15 protein-coding genes and 1 other RNA gene are annotated in these 16,422 nt (G+C 44.5%); 9 read left to right on the forward strand and 7 right to left on the reverse strand.

Translation table 11 applies throughout. The features are described 5' to 3' along the window. The first annotated feature begins 2 nt into the window (after window positions 1-2). The 7 genes from GCHA_RS14725 to mutT all read left to right on the forward strand — a co-directional run bounded on the left by GCHA_RS14725 (window position 3) and on the right by mutT (window position 8,781). Complete coding sequence (locus GCHA_RS14725) at window positions 3-764, forward strand: cell division protein FtsQ/DivIB (protein WP_007989567.1); 762 nt, start codon at window positions 3-5, stop codon at window positions 762-764. 21 nt (window positions 765-785) lie between these two features. Continuing rightward, on the forward strand, window positions 786-2,015 hold the full coding sequence (gene ftsA, locus GCHA_RS14730) for a cell division protein FtsA (RefSeq protein WP_007989570.1): 1,230 nt from the start codon (window positions 786-788) through the stop codon (window positions 2,013-2,015). Between the two features lie 83 nt (window positions 2,016-2,098). Continuing rightward, the gene (gene ftsZ, locus GCHA_RS14735; RefSeq protein ID WP_007989571.1) at window positions 2,099-3,271 is read left to right on the forward strand and encodes a cell division protein FtsZ; all 1,173 of its coding nucleotides are present in this window, start codon (window positions 2,099-2,101) and stop codon (window positions 3,269-3,271) included. 176 nt (window positions 3,272-3,447) lie between these two features. Beyond that, window positions 3,448-4,362, forward strand: coding sequence for a UDP-3-O-acyl-N-acetylglucosamine deacetylase (gene lpxC / locus GCHA_RS14740; RefSeq protein ID WP_007989574.1), 915 nt, complete (start codon window positions 3,448-3,450; stop codon window positions 4,360-4,362). 138 nt (window positions 4,363-4,500) lie between these two features. Next, on the forward strand, window positions 4,501-5,400 hold the full coding sequence (locus GCHA_RS14745; RefSeq protein ID WP_007989576.1) for a M23 family metallopeptidase: 900 nt from the start codon (window positions 4,501-4,503) through the stop codon (window positions 5,398-5,400). 175 nt (window positions 5,401-5,575) lie between these two features. Beyond that, complete coding sequence (secA, locus tag GCHA_RS14750; protein ID WP_007989578.1) at window positions 5,576-8,305, forward strand: preprotein translocase subunit SecA; 2,730 nt, start codon at window positions 5,576-5,578, stop codon at window positions 8,303-8,305. Between the two features lie 83 nt (window positions 8,306-8,388). Next, window positions 8,389-8,781 carry an 8-oxo-dGTP diphosphatase MutT gene (mutT, locus tag GCHA_RS14755; protein ID WP_007989579.1) on the forward strand — a complete coding sequence of 131 codons (393 nt, stop codon included), beginning with the start codon at window positions 8,389-8,391 and terminating at the stop codon, window positions 8,779-8,781. A 2-nt stretch (window positions 8,782-8,783) separates the two neighbouring features. Here mutT and GCHA_RS14760 read toward each other — a convergent pair whose 3' ends face one another. The 7 genes from GCHA_RS14760 to ssrS form a co-directional block, all read right to left on the reverse strand. After that, window positions 8,784-9,896, reverse strand: coding sequence for a hypothetical protein (locus tag GCHA_RS14760; RefSeq protein ID WP_039992582.1), 1,113 nt, complete (start codon window positions 9,894-9,896; stop codon window positions 8,784-8,786). Window positions 9,897-10,029: 133 nt separating this feature from the next. Beyond that, window positions 10,030-10,686, reverse strand: a complete 657-nt coding sequence (gene rpiA, locus GCHA_RS14765) for a ribose-5-phosphate isomerase RpiA (protein WP_007989582.1) — start codon at window positions 10,684-10,686, stop codon at window positions 10,030-10,032. Between the two features lie 124 nt (window positions 10,687-10,810). Beyond that, entirely contained in the window at window positions 10,811-11,419 is a 609-nt protein-coding gene (locus GCHA_RS14770) for a 5-formyltetrahydrofolate cyclo-ligase (RefSeq protein ID WP_007989584.1), read from the reverse strand. Between the two features lie 123 nt (window positions 11,420-11,542). Continuing rightward, window positions 11,543-12,478, reverse strand: coding sequence for a nucleoside hydrolase (locus GCHA_RS14775; RefSeq protein WP_007989586.1), 936 nt, complete (start codon window positions 12,476-12,478; stop codon window positions 11,543-11,545). Between the two features lie 21 nt (window positions 12,479-12,499). Next, window positions 12,500-13,396, reverse strand: a complete 897-nt coding sequence (locus GCHA_RS14780) for a ribokinase (RefSeq protein WP_007989588.1) — start codon at window positions 13,394-13,396, stop codon at window positions 12,500-12,502. Between the two features lie 94 nt (window positions 13,397-13,490). After that, window positions 13,491-13,901, reverse strand: coding sequence for a hypothetical protein (locus GCHA_RS14785; protein WP_007989590.1), 411 nt, complete (start codon window positions 13,899-13,901; stop codon window positions 13,491-13,493). A 180-nt stretch (window positions 13,902-14,081) separates the two neighbouring features. Beyond that, window positions 14,082-14,263: non-coding RNA, 6S RNA (gene ssrS / locus GCHA_RS22655), on the reverse strand. A 215-nt stretch (window positions 14,264-14,478) separates the two neighbouring features. Here ssrS and GCHA_RS14790 point away from each other — a divergent pair. Then, window positions 14,479-15,048, forward strand: a complete 570-nt coding sequence (locus GCHA_RS14790) for a UPF0149 family protein (protein WP_039992599.1) — start codon at window positions 14,479-14,481, stop codon at window positions 15,046-15,048. Between the two features lie 14 nt (window positions 15,049-15,062). Beyond that, a complete protein-coding gene (gene pepP, locus GCHA_RS14795; RefSeq protein ID WP_007989595.1) occupies window positions 15,063-16,394 on the forward strand; it encodes a Xaa-Pro aminopeptidase in 1,332 nt (443 codons plus the stop codon). Window positions 16,395-16,422 lie beyond the last annotated feature (28 nt).

Raw genomic sequence — 16,422 nt, forward strand, 5'->3', positions numbered from 1 at the left:
AAATGACCAGCGAAGCGATGACAGAAAAAGCTAAGCCTAACTTCCGATTTATCGGTGGAATGGCGTTTTTGCTGATATTGCTAACTGGCATTGTATATGGCGCTTGGGCGATAAAAAGCTGGGCTGAAGATGAACAAAAATCACCGGTACGAGAAATTGCTTTATCAGGGGATTTGCGCTTTGTGACTCAAAGTGAGGTTGAAACCCTAGTACGCAAAACACAACCTGGTAGTTTTTTTGAACTGAATGTAGAGCAAGCACACCAAGATATTGAGCAGTTGCCATGGGTTTATCGCGCATCTATTCGTAAGCGTTGGCCGAATAGTTTGAAAATTTATGTTTTAGAACAGACACCAGCCGCAAGGTGGAACGACGATCTGATTCTCAATCAATATGGTGATGCGTTTGAAGGGGCCGTTGCGAAAGGAATGACACCTCCTGAATTGCCCAGTTTGTTTGGCCCAGGGGGCAGCGAACATACCGCGCTTGACGGTTACAACTCAATGCAGGCGCTGTTGGAGAGTGCCGGAATGAGCATTGATGAATTGTTTTTAAGTGAGCGATTTGCTTGGCATTTAAAATTGGTCAATGGCATCAGTTTGAATTTAGGTCGCAATGAATACATAGCAAGGTTACAACGATTTATCGATTTGTATCCTTTGCTCAAGAAAAATGAAAAAGCCGTGGATTATGTTGATTTACGCTATGACACAGGTTTAGCCGTGGGATGGAAATCCCCTGAGCAACCTTCACAAGAGAGCTAATGAAAGTGAGAGCAGCACAGTATGTCTAAAGTTACAGATAGAAAGCTAATTGTAGGCTTAGACATTGGTACCAGCATGGTAAAAGCCGTCGTGGGTGAGTTACTCGACGATGGTGGGATCAGTGTGATTGGTGTCGGTAGTCACCCAGCGAAAGGGATGGACAAAGGCGGTGTGAATGATCTGAACCTAGTCGTTCAATCAGTGCAGCGCGCCATGAGCGAAATGGAGTTAATGGCCGATTGCCGTGTGTCCTCGGTATTTATGTCGATTTCAGGGCGACACGTACAGTGCCAAAATGAAAGCGGCATGGTGCCCATTAACAACAAAGAAGTGACTCAAGAAGACGTTGACAACGTGATCCACGCCGCGCGTTCCGTGCCGATTGCCGCTGAGCGTCGCTTACTGCACGTATTACCGCAAGAATTTACCATTGACGTGCAAGAAGGGATCAAAAACCCGATTGGTATGTCAGGTGTTCGTATGGAAGCGCAAGCACACATTATTACCTGTGCTGACGATATGGCGAAGAACCTAGTCAAATGTGTTGAACGTTGCGAGTTAACCACAGATCAACTGATTTTCTCATCGTTAGCCTCAAGCTATGCAGTATTGACCGATGATGAAAAAGAGCTCGGCGTATGTGTTGTGGACATAGGTGGCGGCACGATCGATATCGTTATTTATACTGATGGGGCGATTAGGCACACCGCAGTGGTGCCAGTGGCGGGTAACCAGATTACCAGCGATATTGCGAAAATTTTCCGTACACCAATTAGCCATGCTGAAGACATCAAAATTAACTATGCCTGTGCTCTAAAAGACATGGTTAGCATGGAAGAAAACATTGAAGTACATAGCGTAGGCGGCAGACCGTCTCGTGCTATGTCGCGCCATACACTGGCAGAAGTGATTGAGCCTAGGTATCAAGAGTTATTTGAATTGGTACAAAAAGAGATACGCAGCAGTGGCTTTGAAGAGCAAATTGCAGCGGGGATCGTGTTAACAGGTGGCACGGCCAAAATGGAAGGAGCGATTGAATTCGCCGAAGAAATTTTTCAAATGCCTGTAAGAGTAGGTGAACCCTTATCCATAAAGGGGTTGTCGGAATATGTGGAAGACCCAACGTTTGCTACGGCAATAGGGTTATTGCAATACGGCAAAGAACACGTAGCAGCCAAAACAGCTGCGAAAACCAAATCGTCTGAAGGCGTTTGGGAACGAATTCAAAGTTGGTTTAAGGGTGAGTTTTAAACCTGCTTTTAGATGAACTTAAAAAACTATAGGCCGCAGACTATTTTGTTTGCATGTCTTAGCGCAAAAACCGGAGAGTAAATATGTTTGAATTAATGGATAGTCATAGCGAAGAAGCCGTCATTAAAGTTATTGGTGTCGGCGGTGGTGGCGGTAACGCTATCGAACACATGGTTTCACAGTGCATTGAAGGCGTTGAATTTATTGCCATCAATACCGATGCTCAAGTCTTACGTAGCTCGTCTGCTAACGTAACCTTGCAAATAGGTTCTGGTGTTACCAAAGGTTTAGGAGCAGGAGCTAACCCTAATATCGGCCGTGAAGCAGCAGAAGAAGATCGCGAAACCATTCGCCAATCTCTTGAAGGTGCAGACATGGTTTTCATCACCGCTGGTATGGGTGGTGGTACAGGGACAGGCGCTGCGCCTGAAGTAGCAAAAATTGCTAAAGAATTGGGCATTTTGACCGTGGCGGTTGTGACCAAACCCTTCCCATTCGAAGGCCGTAAACGTACTGATTTTGCTGAGCAAGGTATTGAAGAGCTGTCTAAATACGTTGATTCATTGATCACGATCCCGAACGAAAAATTACTAAAAGTTATGGGTAAAGGCACACCTTTACTACAAGCATTTAGCGCCGCTAACGATATTCTAAGTGGTGCCGTTCAAGGTATCGCCGAGCTAATTACCCGCCCAGGTTTAATCAACGTGGATTTCGCCGACGTAAGAACAGTTATGTCTGAAATGGGTACTGCGATGATGGGCAGTGGCAGCGCAACAGGTGAAGACCGTGCTGAAGAAGCATCAGAAGGCGCGATTGCTTGTCCGTTACTTGAAGATATCGACTTGTCTGGCGCGCGTGGTATTTTGGTTAACATTACAGCCGGCCCTGACTTTTCTATCGACGAGTTTGAAATCGTGGGTAACGCAGTTAAAGCATTTGCTTCTGAAAACGCAACTGTGGTCGTGGGTACTGTTATCGACATGGAAATGTCGGATGAGCTACGTGTAACCGTAGTTGCCACAGGCATTGGCGCAGAACGTAAACCTGATATCTCTTTGGTATCAAACCGTAGTTCAGCGCGTGTACCGAGTGAGCAGCAAGAAGTACGCATTCAAGCCAATGGTACTGACAATATGCAAACCAGCGTGACCACTGAAAGCAGTCGTACTGTGGTAAATGAAGAGCGTACAGACTCAGGAAATGATCTTGAATATTTAGATATTCCTGCGTTTTTACGTAAGCAAGCTGATTAAAAAACGGTCATTAAATTATTAAAATTATGTGTTTTCGTATTGCTTTACGTTACTTTACAGTACGTAAGGTACAATAGGGTTGAAAATAGTGAATGTGACACTATTTTGACAATAGACACATTAATTTATATAATACGTGCCGCTTTTTATTAGGTTAACTAGAGCCAAGAAATAAAATGATTAAACAACGTACCATTAAACAATCTGTTCAAGAGACTGGAATTGGTCTGCACAAAGGTGACAAGGTCACTATGACTCTCCGGCCTGCGCCGGCGAATACAGGTATTGTATTTCGCCGCGTTGACCTTGAGCCTCATGCGGATATTCCAGCTCGCGCCGAAGCGGTGGGTGACACGATGTTGTGTACGTGTATAACCAATGCTGACGGTGTGTCTATTTCCACCGTTGAGCACTTGGCTTCAGCGCTTGCTGGCTTAGGCATCGACAACATTATTGTTGAAGTCGATAGTGATGAATTGCCGATTATGGATGGCAGCGCTAGTCCGTTCATTTTCTTATTGCAATCTGTTGGTATCGAAGAGCTAAATGCGCCTAAGCAATTCATTAAGATCAAAAAGTCGATCAAAGTAAAAGATGGCGACAAGTGGGCCGAGTTACGACCTCATGATGGCTTCCGTGTGGATTTTCGCATTGATTTTGAACACCCTGCGATCAGCCAAACGCGTCAGCATATGGTATTAGATTTTGATTCATCTTCTTATGTAGATGAAGTTAGCCGAGCCCGTACATTTGGTTTTATGAAAGACCTAGAGTATATGAACGCGAATAATTTAGCCCTTGGCGGCAGCATGGCAAATGCAGTTGCTTTGGATGAGTATCGTGTTTTGAACCCTGAAGGGTTACGCTACAGTGATGAATTCCTTAAGCATAAGATTTTGGATGCCATTGGCGATCTATATCTAGGCGGTCACAGCATTATTGGTGAGCTTGTCGCTTATAAGACAGGTCATGGTTTAAATAATAAATTGCTTAATGCTTTATTACAGAATCAAGCTTGTTGGGAATTCGTTAGCTATGACAATAGTGAAGAGTTACCGATCAGGTTTGCATCACCCATTTTAGCGAACTAAATCGAATTAATATTAAAATGCCGCTCTAAGCGGCATTTTTTGTTTATAGCGAATTGATTTTGTATATCAAGATCCCTTTGTTAAACTGCACCTCATAAGAGATGTAAAGCATCCAAACTTTTGGGAATCCGTTCAATAATGAGTCTGACACTACTGTATCGCAGTAAAAAATCACGTTTTGTCTACCGGCCAACTAAGCGCCAGGTATTGACGTGCTTTATTGCTATATGCGGTGTTTTTTTAATTTCGAGCCGTTCAACGGATTTACCCAACGAGAATTTAGCCCGATTGTCGTTAGCGCAATCTGGCTTACATCAGCAGCAAGCCCAGCTTGATCAGTTAAAAAACAGCACAGAACAACGTTTAGCCACGCTGTTACAAAAGCTTGCGGAAGCAGAAAGTCGTCTAGTCAGTGTTAATGCGTTAGGGGCAAGATTGGTTGAGCAAGCCCAATTAAACCCTGATGAATTTAGCTTTTCGCAGCCAGCTGAAGTTGAACAGGACCTAGCGCAAAGCGCTAATGATCTCAGCCAATATAATGTGGTTTCACGAATCGAAATCATGCTCGACGAGTTAGAAGATAAAGAGAAGCAGCTAAGCGCGCTTGAATCTATCTTAATGAGTCACCATATAACCGAAGAAAGCGCTTTAGCTGGGCGCCCCATTGAGGCCGGTTGGTTATCATCTTATTACGGCATTCGAACTGATCCATTTACTGGCAAACCCACCATGCATAAAGGGTTAGACTTCGCCGGAGCGGAAGGCGAGCCGGTTGTTGCGACCGGTGCTGGCATCGTAACGTGGGCGGCAAGCCGCTATGGTTATGGTGAGTTAGTAGAAATTGACCACGGTAATGGCTTGGTCACACGTTATGGGCATAATAAGTCGCTTAATGTGAAAATTGGTGACGTGGTGACCAAAGGGCAAGCAATTGCGTTAATGGGCAATACTGGCCGTTCAACCGGTGCTCATGTACATTATGAAGTTATTCGCCAAGGGCAACCGCAAGACCCATTGCCATTTGTGTACCGTGATTAGCTACTTATGCGTTTAGCTGACGCAGGCCTATCAGTTTGATGAGCCCAACGAAACAATTTTCGTTAATTATTGGCAAGCTGTTCAGTACAGAGCAGTTTGTTTTATTTTAGTCATGATTTTTATACCCTTAAAGGATATAAGGTCATTCATTTATTAGATTGGAAGCTGTAAATCCATGTTTTCGAGTATTCTGACCAAGGTTTTTGGTAGCCGTAATGACCGAACTTTAAAAAAACTAAATAAAATTACTGAGCAAGTTAACCAGTTGGAAGCGGAGTATGAGGCGCTTAGTGATGAGCAACTCAAGGCCAAAACAGGCGAATTTCAAACGCGCTTAAAGGACGGTGAAGACACAGACAATTTATTGCCTGAAGCTTTTGCTGTCGTGCGTGAAGCCAGTAAACGTGTATTCTCTATGCGCCATTTTGATGTGCAGATGCTCGGCGGCCAAGTGTTACACACGGGCCAAATTGCCGAGATGCGTACCGGTGAAGGTAAAACCCTAACGTCAACGTTACCTGCTTATTTAAATGCCCTTAGTGGCAAAGGCGTGCATGTTATTACCGTTAATGACTACCTAGCGAGTCGTGATGCTGATGGCAGTCGCCCATTATTTGAATTCTTAGGTTTAACCGTTGGTTGTAATATTCCTGGTATGAATCACGCTCAGAAGAAAGAAGCGTACGCGGCAGATATTACATACGGAACTAACAACGAATTTGGCTTTGACTACCTGCGTGACAACATGGCATTTAGCCCTGGCGATCGCGTACAGCGCGAACTGCACTACGCGATTATCGATGAAGTTGATTCAATCCTTATTGATGAAGCCAGAACACCACTGATTATCTCTGGTCAAGCAGAAGACAGCTCAGAGCTTTACCGCAAGATTAATACCATTATCCCTCAGTTGGAATTACAAGATAAGGAAGACGAGGAAGGGAAAAATGGCGACGGTGATTACACCATCGATGAAAAAGGCAAGCAGGTACATTTGACCGAAAAAGGTCAAATTCATGTAGAAGAAATTCTTAAAGCCAGCGGTATTTTAGGCGAAGATGAGTCTCTATTTGCTGCGGCAAATATCTCTTTGCTGCACCACGTAAACGCCGCATTACGTGCGCATAAATTATTTAGCCGTGATGTAGATTATATTGTTAAAGGCGATGACGTGGTCATCGTTGATGAACATACCGGCCGTACAATGGAAGGCCGTCGTTGGTCTGAAGGTTTACACCAAGCTGTTGAAGCCAAAGAAGGGGTGAACATTCAAAACGAGAATCAAACTCTCGCATCTATTACCTTCCAAAATTACTTCCGCCTTTACGAGAAGCTTGCGGGTATGACAGGTACAGCGGATACCGAAGCATTCGAGTTCCAAAGTATTTATGGTTTAGATACCGTGGTTATACCAACCAATAAGCCTATGATACGTAAAGATAAGGCTGATTTAATATACCTGACGGCACAAGAAAAATACGAAGCAATAGTGGAGGACATCAAAGATTGCGTTAAGCGTGGTCAACCTACACTAGTAGGTACCGTTTCAATAGAAAACTCCGAATTAATTTCGTCTATTCTAAAGAAAGCTAAAATTCCCCATAAAGTACTCAACGCTAAGTTTCATGAACAAGAAGCAGACATTGTTGCCCAAGCAGGTAAGCCTGGAGCGGTAACAATCGCGACTAACATGGCTGGCCGTGGTACCGACATAGTATTAGGTGGTAACTGGCAGGTCGCGGTAGATGGCATTAAAGATCCTAAACCCGGTACAGTAGAGAACATTAAAGAGCAATGGCAAAAAGATCATGATGCCGTTATCGAAGCGGGCGGTTTACATATCATAGGCACCGAGCGCCATGAATCACGCCGTATCGATAACCAGCTACGTGGTCGTTCTGGTCGTCAAGGGGATGCCGGTTCTTCACGTTTCTACCTTTCATTAGATGACGCTTTAATGCGTATATTTGCCTCTGAAAAAATGGGCAATATGATGAAGCGTTTAGGCATGGAGCGCGGTGAAGCGATTGAACACCCTTGGGTGACGCGCGCTATCGAGAATGCGCAGCGTAAAGTGGAAGGTCGTAACTTCGACATGCGTAAACAACTACTCGAATTTGATGATGTTGCTAACGACCAACGTAAAGTTATTTACGAACAGCGTAACGAGTTGCTTGATGAAGGTGACATATACGCCACCATTGAAGCGATACGCATTGACGTAGTAGACAGTATTATAAGCCAATATATTCCGCCCCAATCACTGAGTGAAATGTGGAATGTAAGTGGCCTAGAAGAGCACTTCAAAAGTGAGTTTTTATTGGATATTCCATTACAACAATGGATTGATGAAGACGACAAACTATACGAAGAGAAAATTCGTGAACGCATTCTAGAAGAAGTGAACAAAGGCTATAAAGCCAAAGAAGAGATTGTTGGCCCTGATGTGCTTCGCCAGTTCGAAAAAGCAGTGATGCTGCAAAATTTGGACAGCCACTGGAAAGAACATTTGGCGGCCATGGATCACCTACGCCAAGGCATTCACTTACGCGGCTACGCTCAAAAGAACCCGAAACAAGAGTACAAGCGCGAGTCATTCGAGCTATTTACTGAAATGCTTGAAGCGCTGAAAGTCGAAGTGGTCACTGTGCTGAGCAAGGTACAAGTAAAAGCGGAATCGGATGTAGAAGCGGTTGAAGAGCAGCGCCGTCAAGCTGACGGACAGCCTAAGCAGTACGAACATGAAACCGCCAGTGCAACCCAAGCCCCTGAGCAAGCGCCAGAAGCGGCTCCAGCAGGACGACCTGCAAACACGTTGCGTGAAGGCCCTAAAGTCGGCCGTAACGACCCTTGTCCTTGTGGTTCAGGCTTAAAGTACAAACAATGCCACGGTAAATTAAGCTAGCGTTTAGCTTTTAAATACTTACAGGTGTTAAGAGCGGGCTATTCCTTCAGGAGCAGCCCGTTTTTTTTAATAAAGGAATCAATATGAAAGTAGTTGATGTGGCGGTAGGTGTTATTAAACGCGATCAGGAAGTATATATCAGTAAGCGTTCAGATGCCTTGCATCAAGGGGGCAAGTGGGAGTTTCCAGGTGGTAAACAAGAAGTAAATGAAACCCCAACACAAGCTTTGATAAGAGAGCTCAAAGAAGAAATCGGCATAGAAGTAACCCAAGCGCTAGATTATATGCTGATTGAGCATGATTACGGCGATAAGCGCGTAAGACTCCATATTCAAGTAGTGGATAGCTTCGTAGGAGAGCCTGCTCACCTCGAAGGCCAAATTAGCCGTTGGGTTCATATTGCACAGCTAAGCGACTATGAATTCCCTGCGGCCAATGTAGAAATCGTCAAAAAATTACAAGCAGATTATCTTTAAGTTTACTGACTTTGTTCTGATGTAGTTGATTGATACTGTTTCTTTAAACGCTTTATTTCATCTTGAGCAGCGCACAATTCCCGTTCCATTTGGCGACGAGAATCGATCATTTCATTGGCAATAGTGGCTAGGTATTTGAACTCAGAAAAGCCCATGCTTTTCTCATCCATATGTTGATACTCTCGCTTGCAGCGATAAAAGAACATCACAAAATTACTAAAGGCTCGTTGCAAGGTCAGAAAACTGCGTACAAGCAAAATTATTAAAATTATCGATGTTACCAGCATGATCATAATGCTGGTTATTTCAACTCGCCGCTGCGCATCATCAACTTGCTGTTGTAGCTGTTGGTCGAGATTTATAAAGTGCTGCTCAACTAGATGAGCTTGATTGCGAAACCGCCCCTGTAGTCCGCTATCGTGATCGAGTCCTATCTGGCGGTAAGCGTCAACCAATTGCATAAACTGCTGCTGATATTGACTTAAAAGGGGCATAAACTCGGCGTGGACCTGCGGTGGTAAAGCTTCGATACGTTGGCGCAGGGTTGAATAGAGGCCTAGTTCTTTATCCACATACTCCATGTCTTTGCGCAGCAGAAAGTCTTTTTCAGCGCGGCGCATTTGCAGCAACACTTGGTGCATGTACAGCATATCAGCATTAGCTATTTTAGCTTCCAATCTGTGGGTCGCATCGCGAAATTCACCCTGGTAACCCATATTTTCATTTAAGCCCATGGCAACGCGAGTTTGTACAAGGGTCGTAAATTGTTGTTGGTATAAGGGAAAGCTATCTAAAAGTTGATGAAAGATATCTTGGTTTAACACAGCTTGTTCATCCGTGGTCTGCACAAGCGCTAGTTGTCTTAAAAACTGCTCTGCTTGAAGGTTAAATTTGTCGACGTAAACCAAATCTAGACGCAAAAGAAAGTCTTTTTCATGGCGTCTGAGTTGTAAGAAGTCTTGTCCTAAGCGCAACAGAGATTTATTTTTATCATTCAAATCTACTAGTTTTTGGGTGTAGAAAATCTGACTGGCGACTAATAGCAGCATGCCAAATACACAAACGATGATAATGACGACAAGGCGAGTTTTGATAGAATCTAAATGAATCGACACAAAAAATGACAGTTGATTGAATTAGTCAATCAGTCTGCCATTGTTTTATGACGTTTTTGTGTCCAATGGCTGAGCGTTAATTCTACTAGAGCCCCATAGGGAGTAGCTGTAACGCACTAGGACGCAGCGTTGGTTAATCGTTTACTTGGACACCTTCTTCGCTGCCGGTCAGCACTACATCGGCGCCACGCATAGCGAAAAGGCCACTTGTAACCACACCCACGATATTATTCAGAGTTCGTTCTAGTTCTACAGGATTTAGAATTTTAAGGTTATGCACATCCAAAATCACGTTGCCATTGTCGGTAATAACCCCTTGGCGGTATACGGGATCGCCCCCTAGTTTAACGATTTCGCGGGCAACGTACGAACGCGCCATAGGAATAACCTCCACCGGCAGAGGGAATGCACCTAATACGTCAACATTTTTTGTATCGTCAATAATACACACGAATTTTTGTGCGACGGCTGCGACGATTTTCTCACGTGTTAAGGCTGCGCCGCCGCCTTTGATCATATGACGATGTTCAGTGATTTCATCTGCCCCATCTACATACACAGAAAGCTGGTCAACGGAGTTCAAATCAAAGACTTCTATACCGAGTGCTTTTAAACGCTCAGTTGATGCTTCCGAGCTTGATACGGCCCCTACAATATCGTGTTTAATCGGTGCTAGGGCTTCGATGAAGTAATTGACCGTAGAGCCTGTGCCAACCCCTACAATCGAGCCTTGTTCTACATATCGTACAGCGGCTTGCGCGACTGCTTTTTTCTTGTCGTCTTGATTCATTTTTGTCTTCTAGTAAGCATGTAATGGGTAAATTATACCCAAGGCATTGATAGAAGCTAGGAATGTTCGGCTTTAAGGTAAAACGCAGTGACGGCGCGTGGCCAGTTTGCAAAAATGAGCAGGGTTACGAGGCGTTAAAGATGGATGAAGGGGTGATGATTTTTTGCATTGGGATATCCCACTCTTCATTCACTAAGCCTTCCTCAACCCTTTGACAGTCATGAGCTACGCCAAATACTTGTGGTGATATTTCATTGCGTATCATGGGGGCGAGTGTGCGGTCATAAAACCCACCGCCCATTCCTAGGCGCTGGGCTGACTCATCAAAAGCGACTAAAGGCGTAAACACAATATTAAGCAGTGATATCGGCACAATATCAGCGACATTGAGTTTGGGTTCGGGGATAGCAAAGCGATTTAAGATCATTTCACTGTTATGCCGATACTTCACAAAAATCAAATGCCCTTTGCAAAAAGGGTGAAGTACAGGAAGACAAACAGTTTTGCCGTTTTGCCAAGCGTCCTCGATGATGGGGGTTAATGTAATTTCCCCATCTTGTGCTAGATAACAAGCGACAAAATTTGCATCTCTATATTGTGTTAACGCGTGGCACTGCGCCAATAATTGTTCACTGGCAGCGATTTGCTGAGTTTGGCTGAGACTATTACGCAAACTACGAAAGTGTCTACGCAGTTGGCTTTTATCGCTAGGGTGCATACTAGGCGCTGACATAAAAATACTGATTGTAGGGTTGGTGAGAGAACATAATATGGAGTGATCGCACAATTTTGTAGATTAGCATTAGGTTGATACTGCATCAGGTATAGATGCAGTATCAATTTAACCCAGTAAAGACTAGTAGGTATCAATATACAGTTTAGTCAGACGCTCTTTGTCTACTTTTACTGCTACATCTATTTGTTGGGCCTCTAACCAATCTGGGCTGGCAGTGGTATTTTCAGGGGCGACAGATGTTTGACCTATGTTAAGCGGATCGGTCGATACGCGGGCATGACCACGCACAATCTCGAACAAGCTAGGGTCAACTAAGTGGGCGATTGGCATCGCGTCATGGAAGAAACACACGCGATCTTCACGATTTTGCGAATAAAAATCCATGTAGAACTGAGCGGCATCATGCACAAAGCCACCGAGTTTGGCGTTATTTTCCCGCAGTGATTCTAAAAATGCCGGCTCAAATGGCACCGTCATTGTTACGTCCAAACCAAACATGGTTAGATTCCAATCAGCAGCAAAAACGATCTCTGCTGCGTAGGCATCGTTCCAAATATTGGCTTCAGCCACTGGGGTGACGTTGCCGGGGACGAACGCCGCGCCACCCATAATAGAAACGCCTTTTAGCAGTTTAGGTAATTCAGGCTCTAAACGCAGCGCCAGCGCTAAGTTACCCAAGGGACCAATGGCCACTACGGTTATTTCACCAGGGTGCTGACGCGCCATATCGACAATAAATTGTGCAGAACTGCGTGGATCTAATTCACGTTTAGATGGCTTTGGACAAACATCGCCAAAGCCGTCATCACCGTGCACGAAATGGGCATATTTAGATTGTGGGCCAACCCATGGCATGCCAACACCTTTACATACGGGAATATCCACTCCTGCCATTTCACATAACGTTAACGCGTTCTGTGCAGCCATTTCAACGGGCACATTTCCGTAAACGGTGGTTAAACCAAGTACATCAATGTCAGGCGATTGAAAAGCGAAAAAAATCGCCATTGCATCGTCGATACCCGGATCGGTATCAAGAATAATTTTATGACTCATAAAGTCCTCGTTGAATGTATTTTAACTATGATGTTTAGCAAGAAAGCGATTCACTTGCTCTTCATCCGGAATCGATTGTGCCGCTCCCACTTGGGTAACAGCTAAGGCCGATGCAGCACACGCTCGGGTGAGTGCAGTTTTTGCGTCAGTGTGTTCACTGTACGCGGATAGGAAGAAACCAATGAAGGTGTCACCTGCGGCTGTTGTGTCTACCGCATCAACTACAAAAGCATCCACTTCAATTCTGCGCTCATTCTTGAGCATACAAACACCTGCTTTACCTAAAGTAATAATAATTTCACAATTAGGCCAGTTTGCATGGAAATATTTTTCCATGGCATCGATATCTTTGTGACCAGAAATTTCTTCTGCTTCAACTTCGTTGACGATCAATAAATCGATACAGTCTACCGGTAATTGTTTAACTGAATCTGTCATTGGCGCAGGATTGAAGGCTACTTTCAAACCGGCTTCTTTTGCTTGCTTGAGGACTTCATCGATAGAACTGGTTTCGTTTTGAGTTAACACCCAGTCGCTCGATTTTGCGCCATCAAGCGCCGCCATCACATCTTTAGGTGATATTTCATGATTTGCGCCGCCGAACAGTACAATTGCGTTTTCGCCGGTGGGAGTGACTTGAATAATGGCATGGCCAGATGGGCTTTCAGTGCATGCCACATACTTACAGTTGATATTGTGCTTAATCATGACTTGCTTGAAGTTCGCATCGGACTCGTTGATACGCCCCACATGACGTACATCAGCGCCAGCTTTCGCAAGGGCGATAGATTGATTCGCACCTTTTCCGCCAAGTAAACACTGATAATTTGTTGAGGCTAGGGTTTCACCAGGCTGCACAAAGTGATCTACCTGATAAACATGGTCCACATTAATAGAACCAAAGTTAATAACTGCCATATAGGTTAATTCCGAGAGTTAGACTTATTTTGGCGTTATTCTAACCGAGAATTGTCTTAGCTGTCCTAAATAAGTAACAAAATGCGCTTATTTTTCATTTTAGAAACGGGAAAATTCGTTTCAGAAGCGGCTTTGATGAAACAAATGGCTCTTGGCTAACCATAAATAGGCGCACGGATACGGTTGCCCCGTGTCCCCAAGGCCACCACGCCAACATAACATCCGGGTGAGGATCATTTGCAGGATAATATAGTCTCTGCTTTTTGCTTAAAACAGCATATTTCCCTGCTAAGTGTTTCATCAAATCAGGTGCTTGCTTGATATTTTTAGCGTGCCATTCCACCTCATAGTGTTCTTTCACAATGGCATTGACGTGATCAGCCTTGTCCACTGAAAATTCTGCCAAAAGCGCACGATTAAAATCGTCGTATTTCCATTTCACTACGCCATTCAAAGCATCAACGATAACGGCACCTCGTTGGCGTATTATTGTTTCTTGATTCATGAAAGCCACTTATAAACGTAATTGAAATTAAACGTAATTGAGTCTAAACGTAATTGAGTCTAAACGTAATGAGGTTGAACGTAATGATGTTAACCGCAATGAACTGCATATTTTTTCATCCTTGAAGTCAAAATGCATTAGGTAATAAAAATAAACATTTCATTACACATGATATGGAGGGTGTCTCCCAAAATGCCGCTGTTCGGTGTTCGCCCGTGAACCGAAAGTTCAGGGCGGAAGTATCATCATCGCCGTAGGCGTCTCGATACGAGCCGAGCTTGCACAATAGCGATGGAATCAACTTCCTAGGTAAAAAGCATCGGCCAGGGACATTACTGAACTGGCAAACATTCCAGGAGACCTTGCACATACTCATTGTCGAGCATGTTTTAAACGAAAACCGCTGGTTTTTACTGCAAAAGCACTAATAACCTCGATTTCGGCGCCATTATAGTATGGGACGGGGGGCGCTTGTCCAATTTCATTTTCATGTTAGTTATGAATTACTCTTGTGCTTTGCATGACCTAATTTATGCATGATGTTAGAATTGAGCTATTAACCAGATGGGATAACGCTTTGAATACTGAAGAACAAAAATACGAACTGATTACCGCAGCGCTACAGCGCAATAATATCTTGGCCAGCGCCGCAGAAATTCAAGGTGTGCTATGCGGCATGTTAGGTGGTGGAATGCCATTAGAAGCCCAAGACTGGGTTGAAGCCATTGCCGATTTTGTTAACCAAGGTGAGCCGCTAGCAAAAGAAGTGCAAGAGCAATTAGTCAATTTGTACAACCAAACCTGTCAACAATTGGTTGAAAGCGACTTTTCCTTGGTACTGTGTTTACCCGATGACGCAGCACCAATTAATGAGCGTGGTCAAGCATTACTAGAGTGGGTGCAAGGCTTTATGCTCGGCTTCGGCTTGTTCCAAGATGATTTAACCAAATGCTCACCAGACGTGAAAGAAGCACTAGAAGACTTTGCTGAAATCGCGCGTATGGATGAAGAAATGGCCGAAGGTGAAGAGTTTGAACAAGCACTTTTTGAAGTCGTTGAGTATGTGCGTGTTAGCGCTATGTTGTGTTTTAACGAACTAGGTAAGTCACCAGAAGAGCAGCAAAGCCAACCTAAAACGGTACATTAGGCTCACGTATTTTTATGATAGCGTTTGATAAAAATGAATTTGCACAACGACGTCAGCGCTTATTGGCGCAAATGCAACCCAATAGTATTTGCGTGGTGCCAAGTAGTGCGTTAGTGACCCGCAGCCGTGATACTGAATTTCCGTTTCGCCAAGATAGTTATTTTGAATATCTGAGCGGCTTCCCTGAGCCTGATGCCTGTTTGGTACTCACAAATTCACCTGAGTACCCCAAGGGACTGTCTGTGCTTTTTTGTTTAGACAAGGACCCTAACATCGAAATGTGGCAAGGCAAGCGCATTGGCCCTCGGGAGGCCAAGCGTACCTTCGGCTTTGATATTGTGTTTGATAACGAAGAACTCGATGAGCGATTAGTTGAATTAATGAATGGTCATGAGCAGTTGTATTTTGCCCTAGGGCACAATCAAGACTGTGAAGAGCGGGTGCTTGATTGCATTGAGCAACTGCGTAGTGCGCCAAAACAGAGCCAATCAGCCCCTTCAAGTATTGTTGACAGCCGTTTGCTGCTCGACGAAATGCGTTTAGTGAAATCCCCATACGAGCAAGACATAATGCGCCAAGCTGGGCATATCAGTGCCAAAGCCCATATGCGCGCTATGGCGTTTGCCCAAGCTGGTCGATTTGAATACCAATTAGAGGCAGAACTGCACCATGAATTTGCTATGCACGGAGCAAAGCACCCAGCGTATAGCACCATAGTGGGCAGTGGAGAAAACGCATGTATTCTGCATTACACTGAAAATAATGCTGAACTAAAAGAAGGCCAGCTCGTATTGATAGACGCAGGCTGTGAGTTACACGGATACGCTGCTGATATCACTCGCACTTTCCCTGTTTCAGGGCAGTTTTCACCGCAGCAGCGTCAGTTGTATCAATTAGTGCTTGATGCTCAAAACGCTGCACTGGCGCGTATCAAACCAAGGAAGACTATCGGTGAGGCCACCCAAGCCGCGATTGAATGCATAACTGCAGGGTTGATCGAGTTAGGTTTATTGACCGGCACCCTAGAAGAAAATATAGCAGGGCAACATTATCGAGCGTTTTTCATGCACGGTTTGAGTCACTGGCTCGGGCTTGATGTGCATGACGTAGGTCATTACAAAGCAGCCGGTGGTGACAGGCCATTGATGCCGGGAATGGTACTAACCGTAGAGCCCGGTATTTATGTGGCAGGTGACGCGCCAGTTGCCCCGTGCTGGCGAGGGATCGGGATCCGTATCGAAGATAATGTGCTTATTACAGACTCGGGGCATGAGATACTTACCGGTGACGTGCCCAAAGAAATTTCACAGATTGAAGCGTTAATGGCCGAATCGTTTATTCAATAGCCGTTTTTGTGTATCGCTTACTCAAGTA

It is taken from the genome of Paraglaciecola chathamensis S18K6, assembly GCA_000314955.1.
GTDB lineage: Bacteria > Pseudomonadota > Gammaproteobacteria > Enterobacterales > Alteromonadaceae > Paraglaciecola > Paraglaciecola chathamensis.